The 18,299-nt window shown below is 63.2% G+C and carries 17 protein-coding genes; 7 read left to right on the top strand and 10 right to left on the bottom strand.

Annotation, left to right across the window (positions count from 1 at the left end):
* Positions 1-113: 113 nt before the first annotated feature.
* Together VJ923_RS01335 and VJ923_RS01330 are read right to left on the bottom strand one after the other, a co-directional pair.
* The gene (locus VJ923_RS01335; RefSeq protein WP_326437736.1) at positions 114-401 is read right to left on the bottom strand and encodes a hypothetical protein; all 288 of its coding nucleotides are present in this window, start codon (positions 399-401) and stop codon (positions 114-116) included.
* 7 nt (positions 402-408) lie between these two features.
* Positions 409-1,512, bottom strand: coding sequence for an endonuclease/exonuclease/phosphatase family protein (locus VJ923_RS01330; RefSeq protein WP_326437734.1), 1,104 nt, complete (start codon positions 1,510-1,512; stop codon positions 409-411).
* Between the two features lie 325 nt (positions 1,513-1,837).
* Here VJ923_RS01330 and VJ923_RS01325 point away from each other — a divergent pair, with 325 nt between their 5' ends.
* From VJ923_RS01325 to VJ923_RS01310, 4 genes are all read left to right on the top strand, one after another.
* Positions 1,838-2,476 carry a TetR/AcrR family transcriptional regulator gene (locus tag VJ923_RS01325; protein WP_326437732.1) on the top strand — a complete coding sequence of 213 codons (639 nt, stop codon included), beginning with the start codon at positions 1,838-1,840 and terminating at the stop codon, positions 2,474-2,476.
* 134 nt (positions 2,477-2,610) lie between these two features.
* Positions 2,611-4,629 (top strand): glycoside hydrolase family 2 protein, encoded by a 2,019-nt coding sequence (locus VJ923_RS01320; RefSeq protein WP_326437730.1) that lies wholly within the window; start codon positions 2,611-2,613, stop codon positions 4,627-4,629.
* Positions 4,604-5,992 (top strand): galactokinase, encoded by a 1,389-nt coding sequence (locus VJ923_RS01315; RefSeq protein WP_326437728.1) that lies wholly within the window; start codon positions 4,604-4,606, stop codon positions 5,990-5,992. The genes VJ923_RS01320 and VJ923_RS01315 overlap by 26 nt, the downstream gene beginning before the upstream one ends.
* Positions 5,989-7,038, top strand: a complete 1,050-nt coding sequence (locus VJ923_RS01310; protein WP_326437726.1) for a galactose-1-phosphate uridylyltransferase — start codon at positions 5,989-5,991, stop codon at positions 7,036-7,038. Before VJ923_RS01315 ends, VJ923_RS01310 begins: the two co-directional genes overlap by 4 nt.
* 204 nt (positions 7,039-7,242) lie before the next feature.
* Here VJ923_RS01310 and VJ923_RS01305 read toward each other — a convergent pair whose 3' ends face one another.
* The gene (locus VJ923_RS01305; protein WP_326437724.1) at positions 7,243-7,842 is read right to left on the bottom strand and encodes a 5-formyltetrahydrofolate cyclo-ligase; all 600 of its coding nucleotides are present in this window, start codon (positions 7,840-7,842) and stop codon (positions 7,243-7,245) included.
* A 200-nt stretch (positions 7,843-8,042) separates the two neighbouring features.
* On the opposite strand from VJ923_RS01305, the gene VJ923_RS01300 reads away from it, so the two are divergent.
* A complete protein-coding gene (locus VJ923_RS01300) occupies positions 8,043-9,170 on the top strand; it encodes an aldo/keto reductase (protein WP_326437722.1) in 1,128 nt (375 codons plus the stop codon).
* A 73-nt stretch (positions 9,171-9,243) separates the two neighbouring features.
* Here VJ923_RS01300 and VJ923_RS01295 read toward each other — a convergent pair whose 3' ends face one another.
* The 4 genes from VJ923_RS01295 to VJ923_RS01280 all read right to left on the bottom strand — a co-directional run bounded on the left by VJ923_RS01295 (position 9,244) and on the right by VJ923_RS01280 (position 11,081).
* Positions 9,244-9,522 carry a DUF4160 domain-containing protein gene (locus VJ923_RS01295; protein ID WP_326437720.1) on the bottom strand — a complete coding sequence of 93 codons (279 nt, stop codon included), beginning with the start codon at positions 9,520-9,522 and terminating at the stop codon, positions 9,244-9,246.
* 1 nt (position 9,523) lies between these two features.
* Positions 9,524-9,748, bottom strand: a complete 225-nt coding sequence (locus VJ923_RS01290; RefSeq protein WP_326437718.1) for a DUF7723 family protein — start codon at positions 9,746-9,748, stop codon at positions 9,524-9,526.
* Complete coding sequence (locus tag VJ923_RS01285) at positions 9,741-10,016, bottom strand: DUF7724 family protein (RefSeq protein ID WP_326437716.1); 276 nt, start codon at positions 10,014-10,016, stop codon at positions 9,741-9,743. Before VJ923_RS01285 ends, VJ923_RS01290 begins: the two co-directional genes overlap by 8 nt.
* A 120-nt stretch (positions 10,017-10,136) precedes the next feature.
* Positions 10,137-11,081: an AEC family transporter gene (locus tag VJ923_RS01280; RefSeq protein ID WP_326437714.1), complete on the bottom strand. Its 945-nt coding sequence runs from the start codon at positions 11,079-11,081 to the stop codon at positions 10,137-10,139.
* A 377-nt stretch (positions 11,082-11,458) separates the two neighbouring features.
* On the opposite strand from VJ923_RS01280, the gene VJ923_RS01275 reads away from it, so the two are divergent.
* The gene (locus VJ923_RS01275) at positions 11,459-12,298 is read left to right on the top strand and encodes a deoxyribonuclease IV (protein WP_326437712.1); all 840 of its coding nucleotides are present in this window, start codon (positions 11,459-11,461) and stop codon (positions 12,296-12,298) included.
* A 102-nt stretch (positions 12,299-12,400) separates the two neighbouring features.
* Here the strand turns inward: VJ923_RS01275 and trhA are convergent, their stop codons facing one another.
* From trhA to VJ923_RS01260, 3 genes are all read right to left on the bottom strand, one after another.
* Positions 12,401-13,141, bottom strand: a complete 741-nt coding sequence (gene trhA / locus VJ923_RS01270) for a PAQR family membrane homeostasis protein TrhA (RefSeq protein WP_326437710.1) — start codon at positions 13,139-13,141, stop codon at positions 12,401-12,403.
* A gap of 272 nt (positions 13,142-13,413) precedes the next feature.
* Positions 13,414-14,328, bottom strand: a complete 915-nt coding sequence (locus VJ923_RS01265) for an epoxyqueuosine reductase QueH (RefSeq protein WP_326438052.1) — start codon at positions 14,326-14,328, stop codon at positions 13,414-13,416.
* A gap of 20 nt (positions 14,329-14,348) precedes the next feature.
* Positions 14,349-14,864, bottom strand: a complete 516-nt coding sequence (locus tag VJ923_RS01260) for a ferritin (RefSeq protein WP_326437706.1) — start codon at positions 14,862-14,864, stop codon at positions 14,349-14,351.
* 187 nt (positions 14,865-15,051) lie between these two features.
* On the opposite strand from VJ923_RS01260, the gene VJ923_RS01255 reads away from it, so the two are divergent.
* A complete protein-coding gene (locus VJ923_RS01255) occupies positions 15,052-18,243 on the top strand; it encodes an ABC transporter ATP-binding protein/permease (protein ID WP_326437704.1) in 3,192 nt (1,063 codons plus the stop codon).
* Positions 18,244-18,299 lie beyond the last annotated feature (56 nt).

Here is an 18,299-nt window from a genome sequence, read left to right as displayed (position 1 = left end):
GAGGGCGACGAGGGCCATCATAAGAGCGCTGAACACGAGAATGCCCTGGAGGACGGCGCCATTGGTGCGGTTCTCGCAGAGCATGCCCGCCATGCTGACGATAGAGAACACCGTCAGAATGCCGAAGCCCGTGCGTCCAAGGCCTGCCAAGGGGTGGCGCGTACCATGCTGGCTGCCGCGAGCCCCTCGGCTTTATCGCGGGGAATGACCGCGTAGTACTCGCCCCACATGACCCACATAAGCGCGCTGCCGATGCCCGTGGCCAGCGAGCCGGTGCTGTCGCTCAGCCCTGCGCTGATGCCCCCGGCGGCCGAGGTGTAGAAGACGCAGAACACCCAAGCGAGCAGAAAGGCCCAGCCCAGATGCGTCAGCGGAGGAAGTTTGAAGCAGCCGTCTTCCACGGTATTCCTACTTCAGCTTGAACGTCAGGGCGACGGGATTGTGATCCGAGTAGGCGAAGTCCAGATCGACGGTCGCGCAGTCGAGGCACTCGATGTTGTCGGAGTAGATGAAGGTGTCCATCACCCAGCGGTCGTTGGTGCCATCGTAGGGTCGGCCCGCGTCGCGACAGGTGGCGGCGTCGGGGAAGGCGGCGGTGCCGGTCTCGTCCAGCTTCGCCTTCGCGGCCACGGTGAAGCCCTCGGGCACGCCGGCGAAGTCGTAAGGCTTGGCCCAGCTCTCCACCGCTTGCGTGGCGTTTCCGTATACCTCGCCCGATACGCCGATCATATCGTGGTTGTAGTCGCCTCCGGCGATGACGTAGTTGCCGGAGGCCCGCTCGGCTACCATATCCTGGTAGAGCTTCTCGCGCTGGGCGGCCATGATGGAGGCGTCGGCGCCGTAGGCCGACAGGTGCACGTTCATGAGCGCGAGCTCCTTTTCGCCCACGGGCACGCGCACGATGGAGTAGCAGCGGTCCAGGTCGAGAAATTTGCTGAAGCTCTCGGATATGGGCAGGCTCTTGCGCACGGGGTCGGCCACGGGCAGGCGCGAGAAGGTGGCAAGCCCCGCGCGGTTGGCGCCGTGGGGTGCATAAAGCGGCCAAGCGAGGAAGGCCGAGTCGTAGTTCTCGCAGAACACCGACCAATCGCTGGGGAACTGGGTGCGCAGAAGCTCGTACTCGTCTATATGATGGCTGCGGGTGCCGTCCACGTCCACCTCTTGGAACAAGACGAAGTCTGGCGTAAGCGCCCGCAGGGCCTCGGCCGAGCCGATGATGTCCTCGCGCACCACCTCGGGACTTGAGGCCACCGATCCGGTACCTCCGTCCATGAAAAAGTCGAAGTCGCGGTTATAGGCGCCGAAGCCGAGGTTGGCGGTGATGACGGTGAGCTCGCTATCGGGGGACACTGTGGGGGCGTTCTCGTCGGCGGCCAAAGGCGCGTCAATGGCAAGCGCCAGATTGTCTTCCAACCGGTCGTAGCTGACCATGACGTAGGCGACGTAGACGACGGCGGCAACCAGCACCGCGCCGATGAGCGCGAGCAGAATCGTAATTATGCGCTTGGCCACAGAGGCTCCTTTGGTCGAGGGGAAAACGGCGTGCCGCCATTGTACTTCACGGCGCTATACGGGCCGATGTGGATTACCCTAGCTTAACCCTATCGTTAGACATTCGCATTAGATGAGCAATACGCTCAACGATAACCCCGAATCTGAAAACTCTGTAGCCGCTTAATGACGGCGCGGTAACAGAGCGCTGACACGACGGCGACGAAGAAGGACTAAGTCCTAAGGTGAACCCATCGGTTTGCACAGGCTTACGCATTTTCCCCTTGGCACCCTTCATCTCGGCCGGCGTCGTTTTCTCGGGTGCTCCCACAGACAGGAGGCCCTCATGCAGTCGAACAAGAAGAACACGCGCGGTATTGCGACTCGTGAGGTGCTTCGCAGCAACGATACCGCCAAGCGCTCCGCCGAAATCGTCGTGGCCGCCCGCGAGCTGTACGAGGAGAAGGGCCTGGCCCACACCTCCATCCAGGACATCACCAACCACGTGGGGGTCACCCGCTCGCTGTTTTACCATTACTTCCAGAACAAGGAGGAAGTGACGAGCGCGGTGCTCGACCAGTACATCACCGACTTTCTGGAGGCCATGCAGCACTGGCACGAGAGCCGCGTCACCCAGGCCACCGACGAGTCGCTACATTCCATGGTGAAAATCATGCGCATGGTGCTCTTCGAGAAGAATACGTTCCGCATGGCGCTTTCCACCCAGGAGAACGCGGCGCTGTATTTGGATTTCCTCAATCGCTTCGCCGCCCAGGGCGCCGAGTTCATGGTGGCCCATCCTGTGGTCGACCATACCAAGTACGGCGAGCAGTCCGACCATTTGTACGAGACGTTCTACGTGCTCATCGTGGGACTGGTGAGCTATCTGCGCTCTCATCCCGATGCCGATGACGAGGTGCTCATCGATGTGGTCACGCGCATGCTCAACATCGAGCAGGCGGGAGAGGTTCGCGAAGTGGCCTAGGCGCTGACCGGGCGTGCCGAATCGGTGACGTTTGGGGTGCCTCAGCGTTATTTGGCTATCATAGTGCCTGTAGGAAAACGGGCCCGTCCGCTTGCGCGGGCGGGCCCGTGCTGATGCGAGGGGAAGGAGCGGCCATGGATTTCAAACGCCTCGTGGCGAGCGCGCCCCGCGATCATGACCCGGGCGAGCAGCGGCCGTTGTTCACGGTTTGGGGCGAGTCCCTCGACCCGGCAACGGTGCGTGCCGAGCACCCGCGCCCCCAGTTTGCCCGCAATCGGTTCGTGTCGCTCAACGGCTGGTGGGACTACGCGTTCATGCCCATGGGCGCCCATCGCACCGTGCGCCCCCCAGACGAGTTCGACGGACGCATCTTGGTGCCCTTCTCACCCGAGGCGCTGCTCTCGGGCGTGGGCCGTCAGCTGCAGCCCGACGAGCTGCTCTGGTACGTGCGGCGCGTGGCCCTTCCCCTGCTCCGTTCCGATGAGCGATGCATTCTGCACTTCGAGGCGGTGGATTTCGCCTGCGCCTGCTGCGTGAACGGCCGGGTGGTGGGCACCCACGAGGGCGGCTACCTGCCGTTTTCCTTCGACATTACCGATGCGATTTCCTCCCAATGTGTGGAAGGGGAGGAAGATGTTGGAGACGAGGGCGCGAGCGCGGGCCGCAGGGGATGCTGCGGTACGTGCGCCGACGGCGCGGGCGAGCTTTCTCGCGCTGGGGGCTGCGAGTTCGTGTTGGCCCTGTGCGTGCGCGACCCGAGCGATGCGGGCACCCAGCCTCGCGGCAAGCAGAAGCTCAAGCGCGGCGGCATTTGGTACACGGCCCAAAGCGGCATCTGGCAGCCGGTGTGGTTGGAGGTGGTGCCGGCCCGGCGCGTGCTGGCGCTGGAGCTGCATCCCGACGCGGAGGCCGGCCTGCTCGCCGCCGATGTCGATGTGAGCGGCGAGGCGGGCCTGGTGCGCGTTTATGTCTCCGACGCGGCGGGGCGCCAGGTGGCAGCTGGCGCTGCTGCCGCCGAAGAGGGCTCGGTGCCCGTGGGACGGGAATCTTCGGGCGAGGCGGGCCCGGCGCGGCGCGTGCGCGTGACGCTTGATGCGGGCGCGGTGCGTCGCTGGAGCCCCGACGATCCCTATCTGTACGATGTCACCGTGCGCTATGGCGCCGATGTCGTGTACAGCTACACCGCTTTCCGCACGGTGGAGGTGCGCGCCGATGCCGCCGGGCGCTTCCGTTTCTTCCTGAACGGCGAGCCGGTGCTGCTGCGCGGTGTGCTTGATCAGGGCTATTGGTCCGACGGGCTCATGACCGCGCCCTCCGACGAGGCCCTCGCCTTCGATATTCGCGTCATGAAAGAGGCGGGTTTCAACCTGCTGCGCAAGCATCTGAAAGTGGAGGCCGACCGCTGGTACTACCATTGCGACAGGCTCGGCATGCTCGTGTGGCAGGACATGGTCAGCGGCGGGGGGTCCTACGACGACTGGGAGACGAGCTACAAGCCGACGTTGTGGCGCGGCAGCTGGGACGGCTACGAGGATACCTCGGTGTCTCACCAGCGCAGACTCGGATCAGATGATGGCGCCTTCCAGCGCCAGTGGATGCGCGAGTGCCGCGGCACTGTGGCCCATCTGCGCAATCACCCCTCGGTGGGTGCCTGGGTGCTGTTCAACGAGGGCTGGGGCCAGTTCGACGCTTTGGCCTGCGCCGAGGAGATTCACCTGATAGACCCGACGCGCCCCATCGATGCGACGAGCGGTTGGTACGATCAGCGAGCCGGCGACTTCCAAAGCGTTCACAACTACTTCCGCCCGTTGGAGGTGTATCGCGATGCGCGCACGCTGGCCGGCTACGCGCGGCTGCGCGGTGGGCGGGCCTTCGCGCTCTCCGAGTTTGGCGGGGTTGTACACGCCGTGGCCGACCACAGCTCCTTTGCCAGCGCCTATGGCTACGGTGCAAAAGATACGCTGGCGGACTGGCGCGCGGAAGTGCGGCGTGCGCTGGAGGCAGCCGCGGCTCTGGAGGGCGAGGGGCTTTCCGCCTTCGTGTACACGCAGCTGTCGGATGTGGAGGAGGAATGCAACGGCCTCCTCACCTACGACCGGCGAATCAACAAGTTGAAGGAGACCGACCATGAGCGCGATAACGCCGAGAACTGACGCCGATGCCGAGCGCAAGCTGGCGCATTTGCGCGAGCGTTTTGCCAAGGCGTTTCCCGAGGTGGCGGGTGTTGTATCGCTGCCGGACGAGACGCGTGGGTGCGGCTCGGCGGCCAGCTGCGCAGATGCCGAAGACGCCCGGGCGTTTCCGCCTGTCATCGCCCACGGAGCCTTCGTGCTCGCTTCTGCTCCGGGGCGGCTGGAAGTGGCCGGCAACCACGTGGACCACCAGGGCGGCCGCGTTATCTCCGCGGCCATCGGCGAGCGCACCTGGGGGCTGGCGGCGGAAAATGGCACGAAGCATGTGCGCGTGACCATGGACGGCTTCGGCACCGACGAGATTAATTTGAGCGATCCGGACTGGCGCAGCCCCCATCCTGTGGAACGGGAGTCTTCCTGCGCCCTCATCCGCGGCATGCTGGCTCAGTTCGAAGCGGGCGGAGGCGCGTTGCGCGGGTTCGATATCGCTATCTGCTCGGAGGTGCCGCCAGGATGCGGGCTGTCCTCGTCGGCGGCGTTCGAGGTCGTGATGGGGGCGGCGCTCGAGGGGCTGTTCGGCCCCGGGCCGTTCCGCGCGACCGGCGAAGATAATGCGGTCTCTAACCCCTTCATCCCTCTGAACGCGGTGGCCCTCGCCTTAGCCGGTGTCGAGGCCGAGCAGCGCTACTTCGGCAAGCCTTGCGGCGCCCAAGACCAGCTGGCCAGCGCCTGCGGCGGGACGTCGCTGCTCGATTTCGCATCCAAAGTGCCCGAGGTAACTGCGCTGGATTTCGACGCGGGCAAGTCCGGGTACGCCGTGGTGCTCATCGATTCGCGGCAGGACCATTCCGTTCACACCGAGGAGTTCGCCGCTATTCCCGCCGATATGCGCATGGTGGCCAACGAGCTTGGCGTCACGCGCCTGGGCGATACGACGGTGGAGGCGCTGTTTGGTCGCCTGCGAGAAATACGCGCAGAGCTGGGGGATCGCCGTGCCATGCGTGCTCTGCATTTCTTCGACGAGGTCGCCCGCGTCGATATGCAGCGCGAGGCCCTCGAGGCTGGGGACTTCCCCTTGTTCTTGAAGTGCGTGCGTCTGTCGGGCGCCTCGTCGGCCCAGTTCCTGCAGAACGTGTCGTTGCGTGACCCCGGGTCGGAAACGCGTCAGCCGGCTATGGTTATTCAGGGGCTCTGCGCGCACCTGCTCTGCGAAGAGGGCGCCTGGCGCATTCACGGGGGAGGGTTCGGCGGCTCGGTGCTGGCGCTCGTGCCCTGCAACGAGGTCGAGGAATTCACGGGCGCCATGAACCGCATGCTCGGTTATCAGGCCTGTCGAGAAGTGACGGTGGGCGGCCCCGGCGTCCTCGTAAGGCCCGTGTCATGAGCGACCTCACTGATTCGTCTTCGATTGAAAAAGACGTCCACGGCAATCCCTTCTGGACCTGCGGTTCCCCGGTGGGAAAACTGGAAATAACCATCAACTTGGCAAAGCCCGAGAAGGACCCGCGGGCCATTGCCGCGGCGGCCCAAACGGCTGTGGGCGAAAGCGAGACCTGCGACTTGTGCTGGACGCCGGCGGGTAGCGACGACCCTGCGCACCTGCTGCATTCTGGCGCGCCTGTGCGCGAGGTGCGCTTGGGTAACGAGAGCTGGGCTTGGTGGTTCTCGCCCTACGGCTACTTCCCCGAGCATCTCATCGTGGCCGCGCCCGAGCACCGCCCTATGCTCATCGATCATGCCACCATTGGCCGCCTGCTCGATTTCGTGGACGTCTTCCCGCAATGGTTCATCGGCTCGAATGCCGATCTGCCCATCGTTGGTGGTTCCATTTTGGGCCACGATCATTTCCAGGGAGGCGGCTACCGCTTCCCCCTCATGGACGCACCAGTGGAGCGCCGCTTCGCGATCGACGGCTTGGAACGCGTCCAGGCCGGCATCGTCCGCTGGCCCGCCTCGGTGGTTCGTCTTCGCTGCGCTGATCGAGTGGCCGTCAGCGAGGCCGTCTGCCGCGTCATGGATGCCTGGCGCCCCTTCACTTTCGAAGAATGCGCCATCGAGGCGTTTACGCTACAAGAGTCAAGCGCGCCTGCCTCGGCGCGCTTCGTCCGGCACAACACCCTGAACCCCATCCTTTGGCGCGAAGGCGACGACTACGTGATGGATCTGGTACTGCGCAACAACCGCATCACACCCGAGCGCCCCTACGGCCTGTTCCACGTGCCTGAATCGCTCTTCCACATCAAGAAGGAAAACATCGGCCTTATCGAAATCATGGGCCGCGCCATTCTGCCCGCCCGCCTCGCTGCGGAGCTCCCCGCCGTCAGAGACGAATGCAGCCGCGCTTTCTGCGAGATCCTACAGGCCACCGGCGTCTTCAAGCAAACCCCCGCTGGTCGCCGCGGTTGGGAGGCTTTCACAAGTTCGATCTAGCAATTCCCAGTGCACACGTGGGGGAGGAATTCGCGGGCGACGTCGGCCAACCGAAAGACGGTGGAGACGGGGGTGGCGCATAAGCAGCGAGCAGGGCCATGGGCCACCTTCCTTTTCCAGCGGGCAAGAACCCGACCGTTCCGGTAAGCAATAGCCCTATGATGCCCTACGACGTTGGGGCGAGGCGGTGGGGCCCGCCAAGCGTCACAGGATTGTAGCCGCCGCAAGGCCCTCTTCTGTCGCAAGCCAGGAGACGGGGATGTCGAGGGCGCCGCAGGCGCCGAGCGCTTCCAGGCTGTCCACGCGCTGCTGTTCGCGCACGAGTCCCAGAGAAATGCCGAGGAATTCCGCGAGAAAACGGTCGTAGTACCCGCCACCGTAGCCGAGCCGGTATCCGGCGTCGTCGAACAGGAGCCCCGGCACGAGGGCGAGGGCGGCAGCCGGCACCTGAGCGGGGTTGAGAAGGGTGGCGTCGTCGTTGGCCGGCTCGTCGAGTCCGCAAAACCCGGGCCTCACGTCGTCTGGCGACGCGATGCGGTGCCAGGCCATGGTTTTTGTGCCGCGCACGCAGCGGGGGACCGCCACAACCTTGCCCGCCTCAAGGGAGCGAGCGATAATCGCCCGCGTGTCCACTTCGGTATCCACCGAGACGTAGGTGAGCACGATGGGCGCCTCGCGATACCATGCGCTTTCCGCGATGACGCGGAAGATGGCCGCGTCCGCCTCGGCTCGATAGCTTGCGTCGAGCTGCTCCCTCAAGGTGAGGGCCCGGCGGCGTAGATTGTTTTTTCCGAGGAGTTCCATGGCCCCATCATAGCCGTGCATCTGCTCGAGCCATTGCTTAGCGGGGGGATTCGCCAAGACAACAAAACCGCTCTGCGACGATTCGGTGGGCTTTGCGACCGCTCCCCTCGCGCCGCTGCCCAATCAGGGGCAAAGGAATGCCTTGACTTGAAGTCGACTCCAACCTTTACCATGCTTCTCATCAAAAGAGAGGAGACTTCATGACTGCATCTTACGAGGGCGTGGCCAAGCTCGGTTTCGGCGCCATGCGCCTGCCGCTCACCGACCCCGACGACGTAACGGCAATCGACATCGAGCAGGTGAAGGCCATGGTGGACGAGTTCATCGCGAAGGGCGGCACCTATGTGGACACCGCCTTCGTCTACCACAACGGCGCCTCCGAGACGGCTCTGCGCGAGGCGCTGGTAGAGCGCTACCCGCGCGAGGCCTACACCCTGGCCACGAAGTGTTTGGCCTGGGCTTGCGGCAGCAAGGAGGAGGCCCAGGCCTGCCTGCCCACCTCCCTTGAGCGGCTGGGGGTCGACTACATCGACTACTACCTGCTGCACAACCTGGGCGGCGCGCGCACGGCCAAGTTCGACGAGTACGACATGTGGAACTACGTGGCGAAGGCCAAGGCTGACGGGCTCGTGCGCCACGTGGGCTTTTCCATGCACGACGGCCCCGAGACGCTGGAGGAGATTCTCACGGCGCATCCCGAGGTGGATTTCGTGCAGTTGCAGGTGAACTACCTGGATTGGGACGATCCGGTCACCCAGTCGGCCCGCTGCATGGAGGTGGCTGCGGCCCACGGCGTGCCGGTCATCATCATGGAGCCGGTGCGCGGCGGACGTCTGGCCAACCTGCCCGAGCGCGGCGCCGAGGTGCTGGCCGCGGCCGACCCGGACGTAAGCCAGGCTTCCTGGGCCTACCGCTTCTGCCTCGATCTGCCCGGCGTGCTCACGGTGCTCGCCGGCGCCTCCACCCTCGAGCAGATGCAGGACAACATGGCCACCTTCCAAGCCCACACCCCGCTGACGAGCGAGGAGCGCGGCGCCATCGACGGTGCCATCGCGGCTTTGCGCAGCGCGGACCTCATCCCGTGCACGAACTGCGGCTACTGCGTGAAGGACTGCCCCGAGGGCGTGAAGATCCCCATCGCCATGAACCTGCTGAACCTGGAGAAGACCACCGAGGACCGCGAATTCGTGAAGGGCCTCTATAGCTGGCAGGCCGCCGAGGGCCCCGCATCCAAGTGCGTCCAATGCGGCACCTGCGAGGCCATGTGCCCCCAGTCCATCAGCATCATCGACCACCTCGCCGAAGCCGTGAACCACTTCGAGGGATAAAGCTTTCTGCTGCAGAACAATTGCCCGCAAGCTCATCGAGCAAGAAGGCCACCTTTTGGTGGCCTTCGCTGCTTTAGGCTCGGTAAAAACCTTCGTCGCTGAATTGCGACCACTTCAGGTACATCTCTCGATAGTTCTCAGCAATGAAAGACTGAATTTGCCTTATCTCGCGATCGTTGAGGATGCCCGTCGATTGGAGCACCGACGATCCGTCTTCCCGCACGAAGAACTTTGCCGAGCCCTGTTCGGTCAGTTTGCGGTCGTTGGCATGCACGTGCATACATTCAACGATGCAATGGCTTGTAAAGTACAAATAATAGCCGCAAACTTTGAAGTTGAAGTACTTCGGCATATTATGCCTCCAGGTACTTGAGGCTGCGGGCAAGATATTCGCGGGAGATTTCCAGTTCGATGTCGTCCATGGTGGTCTCCCACACGTCGCCGTTATTGCCGAAAACTGCAGCGCTGGACGGGCGATTGAGATTGAGTACGCGCACGCTCCCGTCTTTGCAACGGGTGAAGGCATAACCGTTTACGATGACATCGGCCTCGTCGGCGACCTGCAGCACGTCAGGCATAGCTTATCTTCACATTCTTGATGGGGGCCAAAAACCATTCGGGATCAATGTACAAATTTTTCAAGATGGGAACAAGGTCAATGTATTCCTCGGTGGTAGGGAGATCTTTGTATTTGGCGTTTACGACCAGATAGCCATGATCCCATTCGAGCACATCAAGGTAGCGCACGAGGCTGCGAGGGGTTCTAAATCGAATGTTGCGGCCTGCGAAGGAGAAGCAGCTGAAATTGCCATCGCTGCTCAGGATGGCCGAATCTGGCGGAGTCATAGCGCACCTCCGATCTTGTTTCGCTATATTGCCAAGCATACCAAATAGTTGTGGAGATGGGGATGCGCGGTGGCAGTTGCTTTTGGTCGGGGTTGCTTTTCGGACAGCCGATTCCGCCTTCTACATCACCGCGCCAGCAAACCCGGCGAGCACGGGAATCGTCGCCAGCGCCAGCACGGTGGTGACGAAGGTGCCTTGGGCCATGACGCGGGAGTTGCCGCCGTACTGGTAGCAGAGCATGGTGCCGTTGGTGGCCACGGGCATGCCGGCGAGCACCACGGCCACCGAGAACATGAGCCCTGCCGGCACGAAGGCATGGAACACGGCCCAGATGACAGCCGGCATTCCGAGCAGGCGGAATGCCGCGCACAGCCACAAGCGCGGGCCGCCCACCAGATCACGCACCGGCAGGTTCGCGAGCGACGAGCCGATGATGAGCAGCGCCGCCGGCGTGGTGATGGAGCCGAGCGTGTTCAGCGCGTCGCCTGCAATGGGCGCGTAGTGGATGCCGGTCAGCGTGAGGACGACGGCCGCCACGCACGACAGCATCACCGGCGTGACGAAGGTGCGCCAAGTGGTCTGCACCTTCACGTCGCCGTCGGTGTCCTGGGTGAGGAACCATGCGCCCACAGTGAACACGAAGAGGTTGAAAGGCAGGTTGAATACGGCGGCGTACACGAGGGAATCGGGCCCGAAGATGGCCGAGAGCACCGGGTAGCCGATGAAGCCCACATTGCCGAAGCAGAGCATGAAGCGGTACACGCCGCGGTGCCCGTCGGGAATGCGCAGAAGCAGGGTGAACCCGTAGGCCACGGCGAACATGACGAGGTTGCTGGCGACAGAGAGGCCTAAACACAGCCACACTTCCATCTGCGTGGGCAATTCAGTGGCCGTGAGCACCGAGCCCAAGATCATGCCCGGCAGCGCGATGTTGATGACCAGCTTCGAGAGCATGCGGTCGAATTCGTCGTTCATGAATCGCAACCGCTTGGCGGCATAGCCCACCCCCACGATGGCGAACAGCGTGACGATCTCCTGGAATATGCCGATCATGCCCGCGGCCATTGCGGCGCGCCCTCCTTCCCTTCGCAGCCTCTTCCTTGCTTTGAGTTCCCCTTGTCTCCAGGGCTCGTTCCCATGCCGGTCTCGTTAGCGCGCTCGGGCGCAGACGAAGTTTTGTCTGAATTTTTGCAAAGAAAGCACGATTGTTCGACATAGAAACTTCGACAAAACAGATTTCTGGGGCAAAACAGGCCATTTTTGGGCGGCAGAGCGGGGAATCTCGCGCCTGCGTCAGAGGTGCATGTCTAACAACCCTACTTTTTCGTCAAATAATCGACCTAAAGTTTTTTGGCGAGGAGCCCAAAGCTTTGTCGTATACTGGCGCGAACCTCAATGCGGCCCCTGTCAAAATGAAAGCAGCCCGAATCGAAAGGAAGGCCATGTTCACCATCGGTTGCCATCTGTCCAGCGCCAAAGGCTATCTGAAGATGGCGAAGGACGCGGTTTCCATCGACGGGAACACGTTCCAGTTCTTCACGCGCAACCCACGCGGGGGCAAGGCCAAGGCCATCGACCCGGCCGATGTGGCCGCCTTCCACGAGTACGCCGGCGAGCATGGCATTGCCACGTTTCTTGCCCATGCACCTTACACCATGAACCCCGCGGCGGCCAAGTCCGAGACGCGCCAGTTCGCCATCGAGCTGTTGACCGACGACCTTGCGCGCATGGAGAACACGCCCGGCCAGCTGTACAACATGCACCCGGGCTGCCATGTGGGCCAGGGTATGGATACGGGCATCGAGCTGATTGCCGACGCCTTGAACCAGGTGCTCACGCCCGACCAGTCCACCACGTTGCTGCTGGAAACCATGGCGGGCAAGGGCACGGAAGTGGGCGGCCGCTTCGATGATCTGGCCGCCATCATCGAGCGCGTGGAATTGTCCGACAAGGTGGGCGTGTGCCTGGACACGTGCCATGTGTGGGACGGCGGCTACGATATCGCCGACGACCTGGACGGCGTGCTGGAGGAGTTCGACCGCGTCATCGGGCTCGACCGGCTGCGTGCCATTCACCTGAACGACTCGAAGAACCCCCTCGCGGCCCACAAGGACCGTCACGCCCCCATCGGCGAGGGCTGCATCGGCTTCGACGCGCTCGCCGCCGTGACGAATCACCCGGCCCTGCGCGATCTGCCCTTCTTCCTGGAAACGCCCCAGGACGACCTGGCCGGCTGGGGCGCCGAAATCGCCGCTTTGCGCGCGGCGCATGTGGGGGAGTAGGCTCTGGCTCCGCATTCTTTCATCGACAAAGCGGGCCGCCCCTTTCTCGAGGCGGCCCGCTGGCATTTCGGTCCAGATTGGAGGGATATCCGATCCGGATCGTTAAATCACGAAGAAGTACACGCTGAAGAACTGCAGGATGCTTCCGACTAGCACGAACAGGTGGAAGACGGAGTGCAGATAGCGTACCTTCTTGAAGATGTAGAACACGGCTCCCACGGTGTAGCTGATGCCGCCCGCGGCTAAAAGCCAGAAGCCCGCCAGGTGCAGCTGCGCGTACAGCTCGGGCAGGAAGAACACGATGGACCAGCCCAGGGCCACGTAGAGCGCGGCCGATATCCAGCGGGGGCGGAAGGTCCAGAAGGCCTCGAAGGCGATGCCGAGAAGCGAAACGCCCCACACGAAGGTCGCGAGCCACAGACCGCCCACATGCCCCAGCGAGACGAGGCAGTAGGGCGTGTAGGTGCCGGCGATGAGCAGGTAGATGCCGGAATGGTCGAGCACCTTGAACACGCGCTTGGCACCTTCGGCGGCGATGGCGTGGTACAAGGTGGACATGAGGTATTCCACGAGCATGGCGATGCCGTAGACGAGCGCGGCCGCCAGCAGGATGCCGCCGCCGTCGCTCACCGACTTCACAATGAGCAGCACGAGCGCCGCCACGGCAAGTCCCGCCCCCACGCCGTGGGTGACGGCGTTGAAGATCTCCTCGCCCAGGGTGTACTCGCGCACGCTCTTCTTGCCGTGCCGGCGCAAAAGCTCCCGGATCTCGGGCGACACCTTGGCCGCCGCCGCAGCGGCATTGGGGGAGAGCTCGGGATGGGCAAGGGCGACATTCGGCATGACGGCTCCTTCGCGTCGGGGAATTACCGCATGATAGATTACCGGCCTGGTTTTCCGGACGGCGATTGGTAAACCGTAGGAGAAAGGCAAATCGCGGGAAGGCGGTGCAGGAAGGGCGTTTTTTGCTTTGAAAACGACGGGTAGCGTAGTCCTTGCAGCTGGCAAGCGACTGAGCGGGGGGAGTTTCCCCAGTTCATTTTCCTTGACCGGAAATTACCTGCATCTCAAAACTACGCTACCCGTCATTTTCAAAGCAATCGGAGGGGCGCGGTTTATTGCTGCGCGCGCAGGGCCTTCAGGATGGCGCGCTTCTTGGCCTGCGCCTCGGCGTAGGCCTGCTTTTCGGCGCGGTTGCGGGCGCGTTTAGCCTCCTCGGCGGCGCGCTCATGGGCATGGGCGGCGAGTTCGGCCTCGCGGGCGGCTCGGCGGGCGGCTCGGCGCTGGTCGCGCTCGGCGGCGGCCTCGGCATCTGAGAAGCGGCAGCCGCAGTAGTTCTGGCGGTACATGCCGCCCTCGCGCGAGCGCCGGGTGGCCTCGTCGTAGTAGGGGCGGTAGTCGGCGAAGCGGGCCTCAACGCCCTCGCGTTCGCAGGCGCGCTCCAGCTCCTCGCGGATGATGCGGGTGTACTGGTAGGGGCTCACGGAAAGGGTGGTGCCCACAGCGGTAAAGCCGTGCTCGCGGGCATAGCGGGCGGCCTCCTCGAAGCGCAGGCGGTAGCAGGCCCGGCAGCGGGCCTCGCGCGCAGCACGGGCCTCCGTGGCACCCTCCGCAGGAGCGGGGCTTGCACCGTCTCGGCCAAGCGGGGTGGCCTCGCTCGGGGAGGGGCGGCTGAAGCCGTCCCCTGCGAGGTTGGGCCGAGAGGCGGAATTGGCGCCGGCGTGGGGGGCGGCTTCCGCATCGCCTTCCTCGTTGACGATCACGCCGAACTTGGCCTCGGCGGCGTCGCCCACACGGCCGACAACGGCTTCCCACTCCTCGGCATCGTAGGTGCCTTCCACCACTTCCAGCCCCTCGCCTGCGGCCCACGCGCGTAGGGTTGCCAGGCGTCGGGCATACTCGTCGGCAGGATGGATGTTGGAGTTCGCGTAGAACACCACGGGCTCGGCCCCCTCCGAGCGCAAAATGCGGACCGGCTCAAGCGAGCACGGTCCGCAACAGGCATGTAGCAGTATGCGTTCCAAGGGCACGTCGGGCGGCGAGGCGTCGACTACTTGCCAGCCAGCGGGCTGGGCACGGCGTAGACGCGGGCGGCGCACTCGCGGTCCAGGTCGTACAGGCCCTTCGGGTCGCCGCCGAACAGCTTCATGTTGGTGATCATAGTGTCGGCGTTGTCCTCTTCCTCCAGCTGCTCGTCGATGAACCAGCCGAGGAACTTCTGGGCGCGGTAGTCGTGGGCCTCGAGCGCGGCGGCGTAGATGTCGTTGATGAGCGCGGTCACGTACTTCTCGTGCTCCATGGCGGCCTCCAGCGGCTCCAGGAAGCTCGCGAAGGTCTTGTCGGGCATATCGATGGCCAGAAGACGCACCTTCTCGCCGTTCTCGTGCAGGTAGTTGCGGAAGATCATGGCGTGGTCGCGCTCCTCGGCCGCCTGAATCTCGAAGTAGTTGGCGTAGCCGGAAAGCCCCTCCTCCTCGTAGTAATCGGCGAAGGACAGGTACAGGTAGGCGGAGTACAGCTCCTTGTTGATCTGATCGTTGATGAGTTCGTACACTTTGGCGTCCATGGACGGTCCTTTCTGCTTGCGCGCGGCCCGGAGCCGGCGAAAAATTGAACCCCGACAGAATACCGCGAAATTGGCCGCTGCCGTGGCAAATCTGTGCAAATAACTCGCTTTTTGACGAAAGCGTTAGAAGCCCTCCACCGAGAGCATCATAATAGGCGCGATTAGGAGAAGAGGGAAAGAGACGCGCATGCTCCAGCTGAAGAATATCTGCAAATCCTATCGAACGGGCGACTTCACCCAGGTGGCCCTGAACGACGTATCCATCTCGTTTCGCGACAACGAGTTCGTGGCCATCCTCGGCCCCTCGGGCTCGGGTAAGACCACGCTTTTGAACGTGATGGGTGGCCTGGACCACTACGACTCCGGCGACATGGTCGTCGACGGCATTTCCACCCATCGCTACAAGGACCGCGATTGGGACACCTTCCGCAACAACCGCATCGGGTTCGTGTTCCAAAGCTACAACCTCATTCCGCACCAGAGCATTCTGCAGAACGTGGAGCTGGCGCTGACGCTGTCGGGCGTAGGGAAGGCCGAGCGCACGCGGCGGGCCAAGGAGGCCCTGGCGGCCGTGGGACTTGCCGAGCATGTGAACAAGAAGCCGAGCCAGCTTTCGGGCGGCCAGATGCAGCGCGTGGCCATCGCCCGCGCCCTCATCAACGACCCCGAGATCGTGCTGGCCGACGAGCCCACCGGCGCCTTGGATTCCCACACATCCGTGCAGATCATGGACCTGCTTACGCAGATTGCCAAAGATCGCCTGGTCATCATGGTCACCCACAACCCGGAGCTCGCCGCCGAATACGCCACGCGCACGGTGAATTTGGCCGACGGCGTCATCCGCTCCGACACCGACCCCTACTTCCCCACAGAAGAGGAGATGCACGCCTCGCGCAAGCCCGTTCGCAAGACCTCGATGAGCTTCCTCACGGCGCTCGCGCTTTCAGCGAACAACCTGATGACCAAGAAGGGCCGCACCATCATGACGGCGTTTGCCGGCTCCATCGGCATTATCGGCATCGCGGCCATCCTGGCCTTGGCCAACGGCGTGGACAACTACATCGAGCGCACCGAGGAGGAGACGCTGTCGGTGTACCCGCTGCAGATCATGTCCACGGGCTTCGATATGACGGCGCTCATGGGCATGGCGGCCGACGAGGGCGACGATGCCGGCGCCGGCTCGACCGAAAGCGACGGCAACCCCTTGGAGGAGGCCGGCTTCAAAGGCGGCACGGAAGGGGACGAGAACGACCCTGAGACGAGCGGCAAGGTGCCCGAGACGCGCATGGTCACCGACATGTTCGCCAGCCTTGAGAACAACGACCTCGCCTCGCTGAAGCTGTTCTTGGATGAGAACGGCGGCGACATCAACAGCTACGTGAACTCCATCGAGTACTCCTACAACGTGGCGCCCCAGATCTTCGACGGCAACACGGAGGCCGGCGTGCGCCAGATCAACCCCGATACGACGTTTTCCGCCTTCGGCATGGGCGGCACGTCGTCTAACGCGCTTATGTCCACGATGTATTCCACCGACGTGTTCAGCGAGATGATGGGCAATACGGCCATCGTGGAAGACCAGTACGACGTGAAGGCCGGCCGCTGGCCCGAGGCCTACAACGAGTGCGTCGTGGTGCTGACGGGCCGCGGCACCGTGCCCGATCTGGTGAGCTACGCCCTGGGTCTTCGCGACCATGCCGTGCTCGAGGACATGATCAAGCAGTTCATGAACGAGGAAGACGTGGAAAGCCCCGAGGACGACCTCTCGTTCACCTACGACCAGATCATGGGCGTGTCGCTGAAGATGGTGCCCGCCGCGGACTTCTACAGCTACGATGAGACGAACAAGGTTTGGGTCGATAAGACCGGCGACGAGGACTACATGAAGAACCTCGTCGACAATGGCGAGGAGCTGAAGATCGTCGGCATCGTGCAGCCGCGCCCTGATGCGAAGGCAACGGCGCTTTCCATGGGCATCTACTACACTCCGGCGCTCACTCAGCACCTTATCGACCAGGCCAAGGACGCCGCCATTGTGCAGGAGCAGTTGAACTACCCGTCCATCGATGTGTTCAACGGCAAGGAATTCTCCGAAGAGGACGGCTCGTCCGGCTCCGACTTTTCCATGGACAACCTGTTCAGCATTGACGAGGGCGCCATCCAGGACGCCTTCAAGTTCGATGAGTCGAAGCTTTCCATGGACCCAAGCGCGCTGCAAGACGGCATGTCCGCCGACGACATGCCCGCGCCGCCGGCCCTTGATCCCAGCTCGTTGAACCTGGATATGTCCTCGGCGTTCAACGGCGACGCCATGGGAGAGATGATGGGGGCGGCTCTGGCCGGCTACACCCAGGCCCTCGGTGCGGCCTACCAGCAGGCGGCATCGTCGGGCACGCCGCCGGACTTCCAGCAGCTGGCCCAGTCGACGCTGGAATCCTATGCCCAAAGCTCCGAGCTGCAGACGCTCATGGCCCAGTATGCGGGGAAGATCGTGGACGCCAACGCTATGCAAAAGGAGATGGCCACGAAGATTTCCGCAGCCCTTCAGTCCACCATGACCGCCTACATGGAGCAGGTCATGGCCCAGGTGGCTGCCAAGACCGAGGCCTCTATGGCCCAGATGATGACGCAGCTGCAGCAGTCCATCCCGTTGGCAATGTCCGTGGACACGAACGCGTTCCAAAATGCCTTCCAAATGAAGATGACCGAAGAGGAGCTCACGGAGCTCATCATGTCGCTCATGGCCCGCGAGACGCGCTCTTTCGATGCGAACCTGAACAAGCTGGGGTACGCGGAGCTTTCGAAGCCCTCCCAGATTGACATCTACCCGGACAATTTCGAGGACAAGCAGCAGGTCATCGCCATTCTTGACGACTACAACGACCGCATGGTGGCCTCGGGCCAGGACGACAAGAAGATTTCCTACACGGACTTCGTGGGCACGCTTATGAAGTCGGTTACGACCATCGTGGACATGATCAGCTACGTGCTCATTGCGTTCGTGGCCATCTCACTGGTGGTGTCGTCCATCATGATCGGCATCATCACCTACATCTCGGTGCTCGAGCGCAAGAAGGAGATCGGCATTTTGCGCGCCATCGGTGCGTCTAAGGGCGACATCAGCCGCGTGTTCAACGCCGAGACCATCATCGAGGGTTTGGTGGCAGGCCTCATTGGCGTGGGCGTGGTGGCCCTTGCCTGCATTCCGGCGAACGCCATCGTCTACGCGATGCTGGATGTGCCCGACATCGCCCTGCTTCCGGTAACGGCGGGCGCGATCCTTGTGGCCATCAGTGTGTTTCTGTCCTTTGTGGCCGGCCTGTTCCCCGCTATGGCCGCCGCTCGCAAAGACCCGGTGGAGGCGCTGCGCAGCGAGTAGGGCATATTGCTATGCCGGCGTACCTCTCGCTGCCAGCAGAGGGGACGTCGGGTTTG

The sequence above is a fragment of the Adlercreutzia shanghongiae genome (assembly GCF_035830635.1).
Classification (GTDB): Bacteria; Actinomycetota; Coriobacteriia; order Coriobacteriales; family Eggerthellaceae; genus Adlercreutzia; species Adlercreutzia shanghongiae.
The sequence above is the reverse complement of the archived record's forward strand: the minus strand, read 5'-3'. Positions and strand labels throughout refer to the sequence as shown.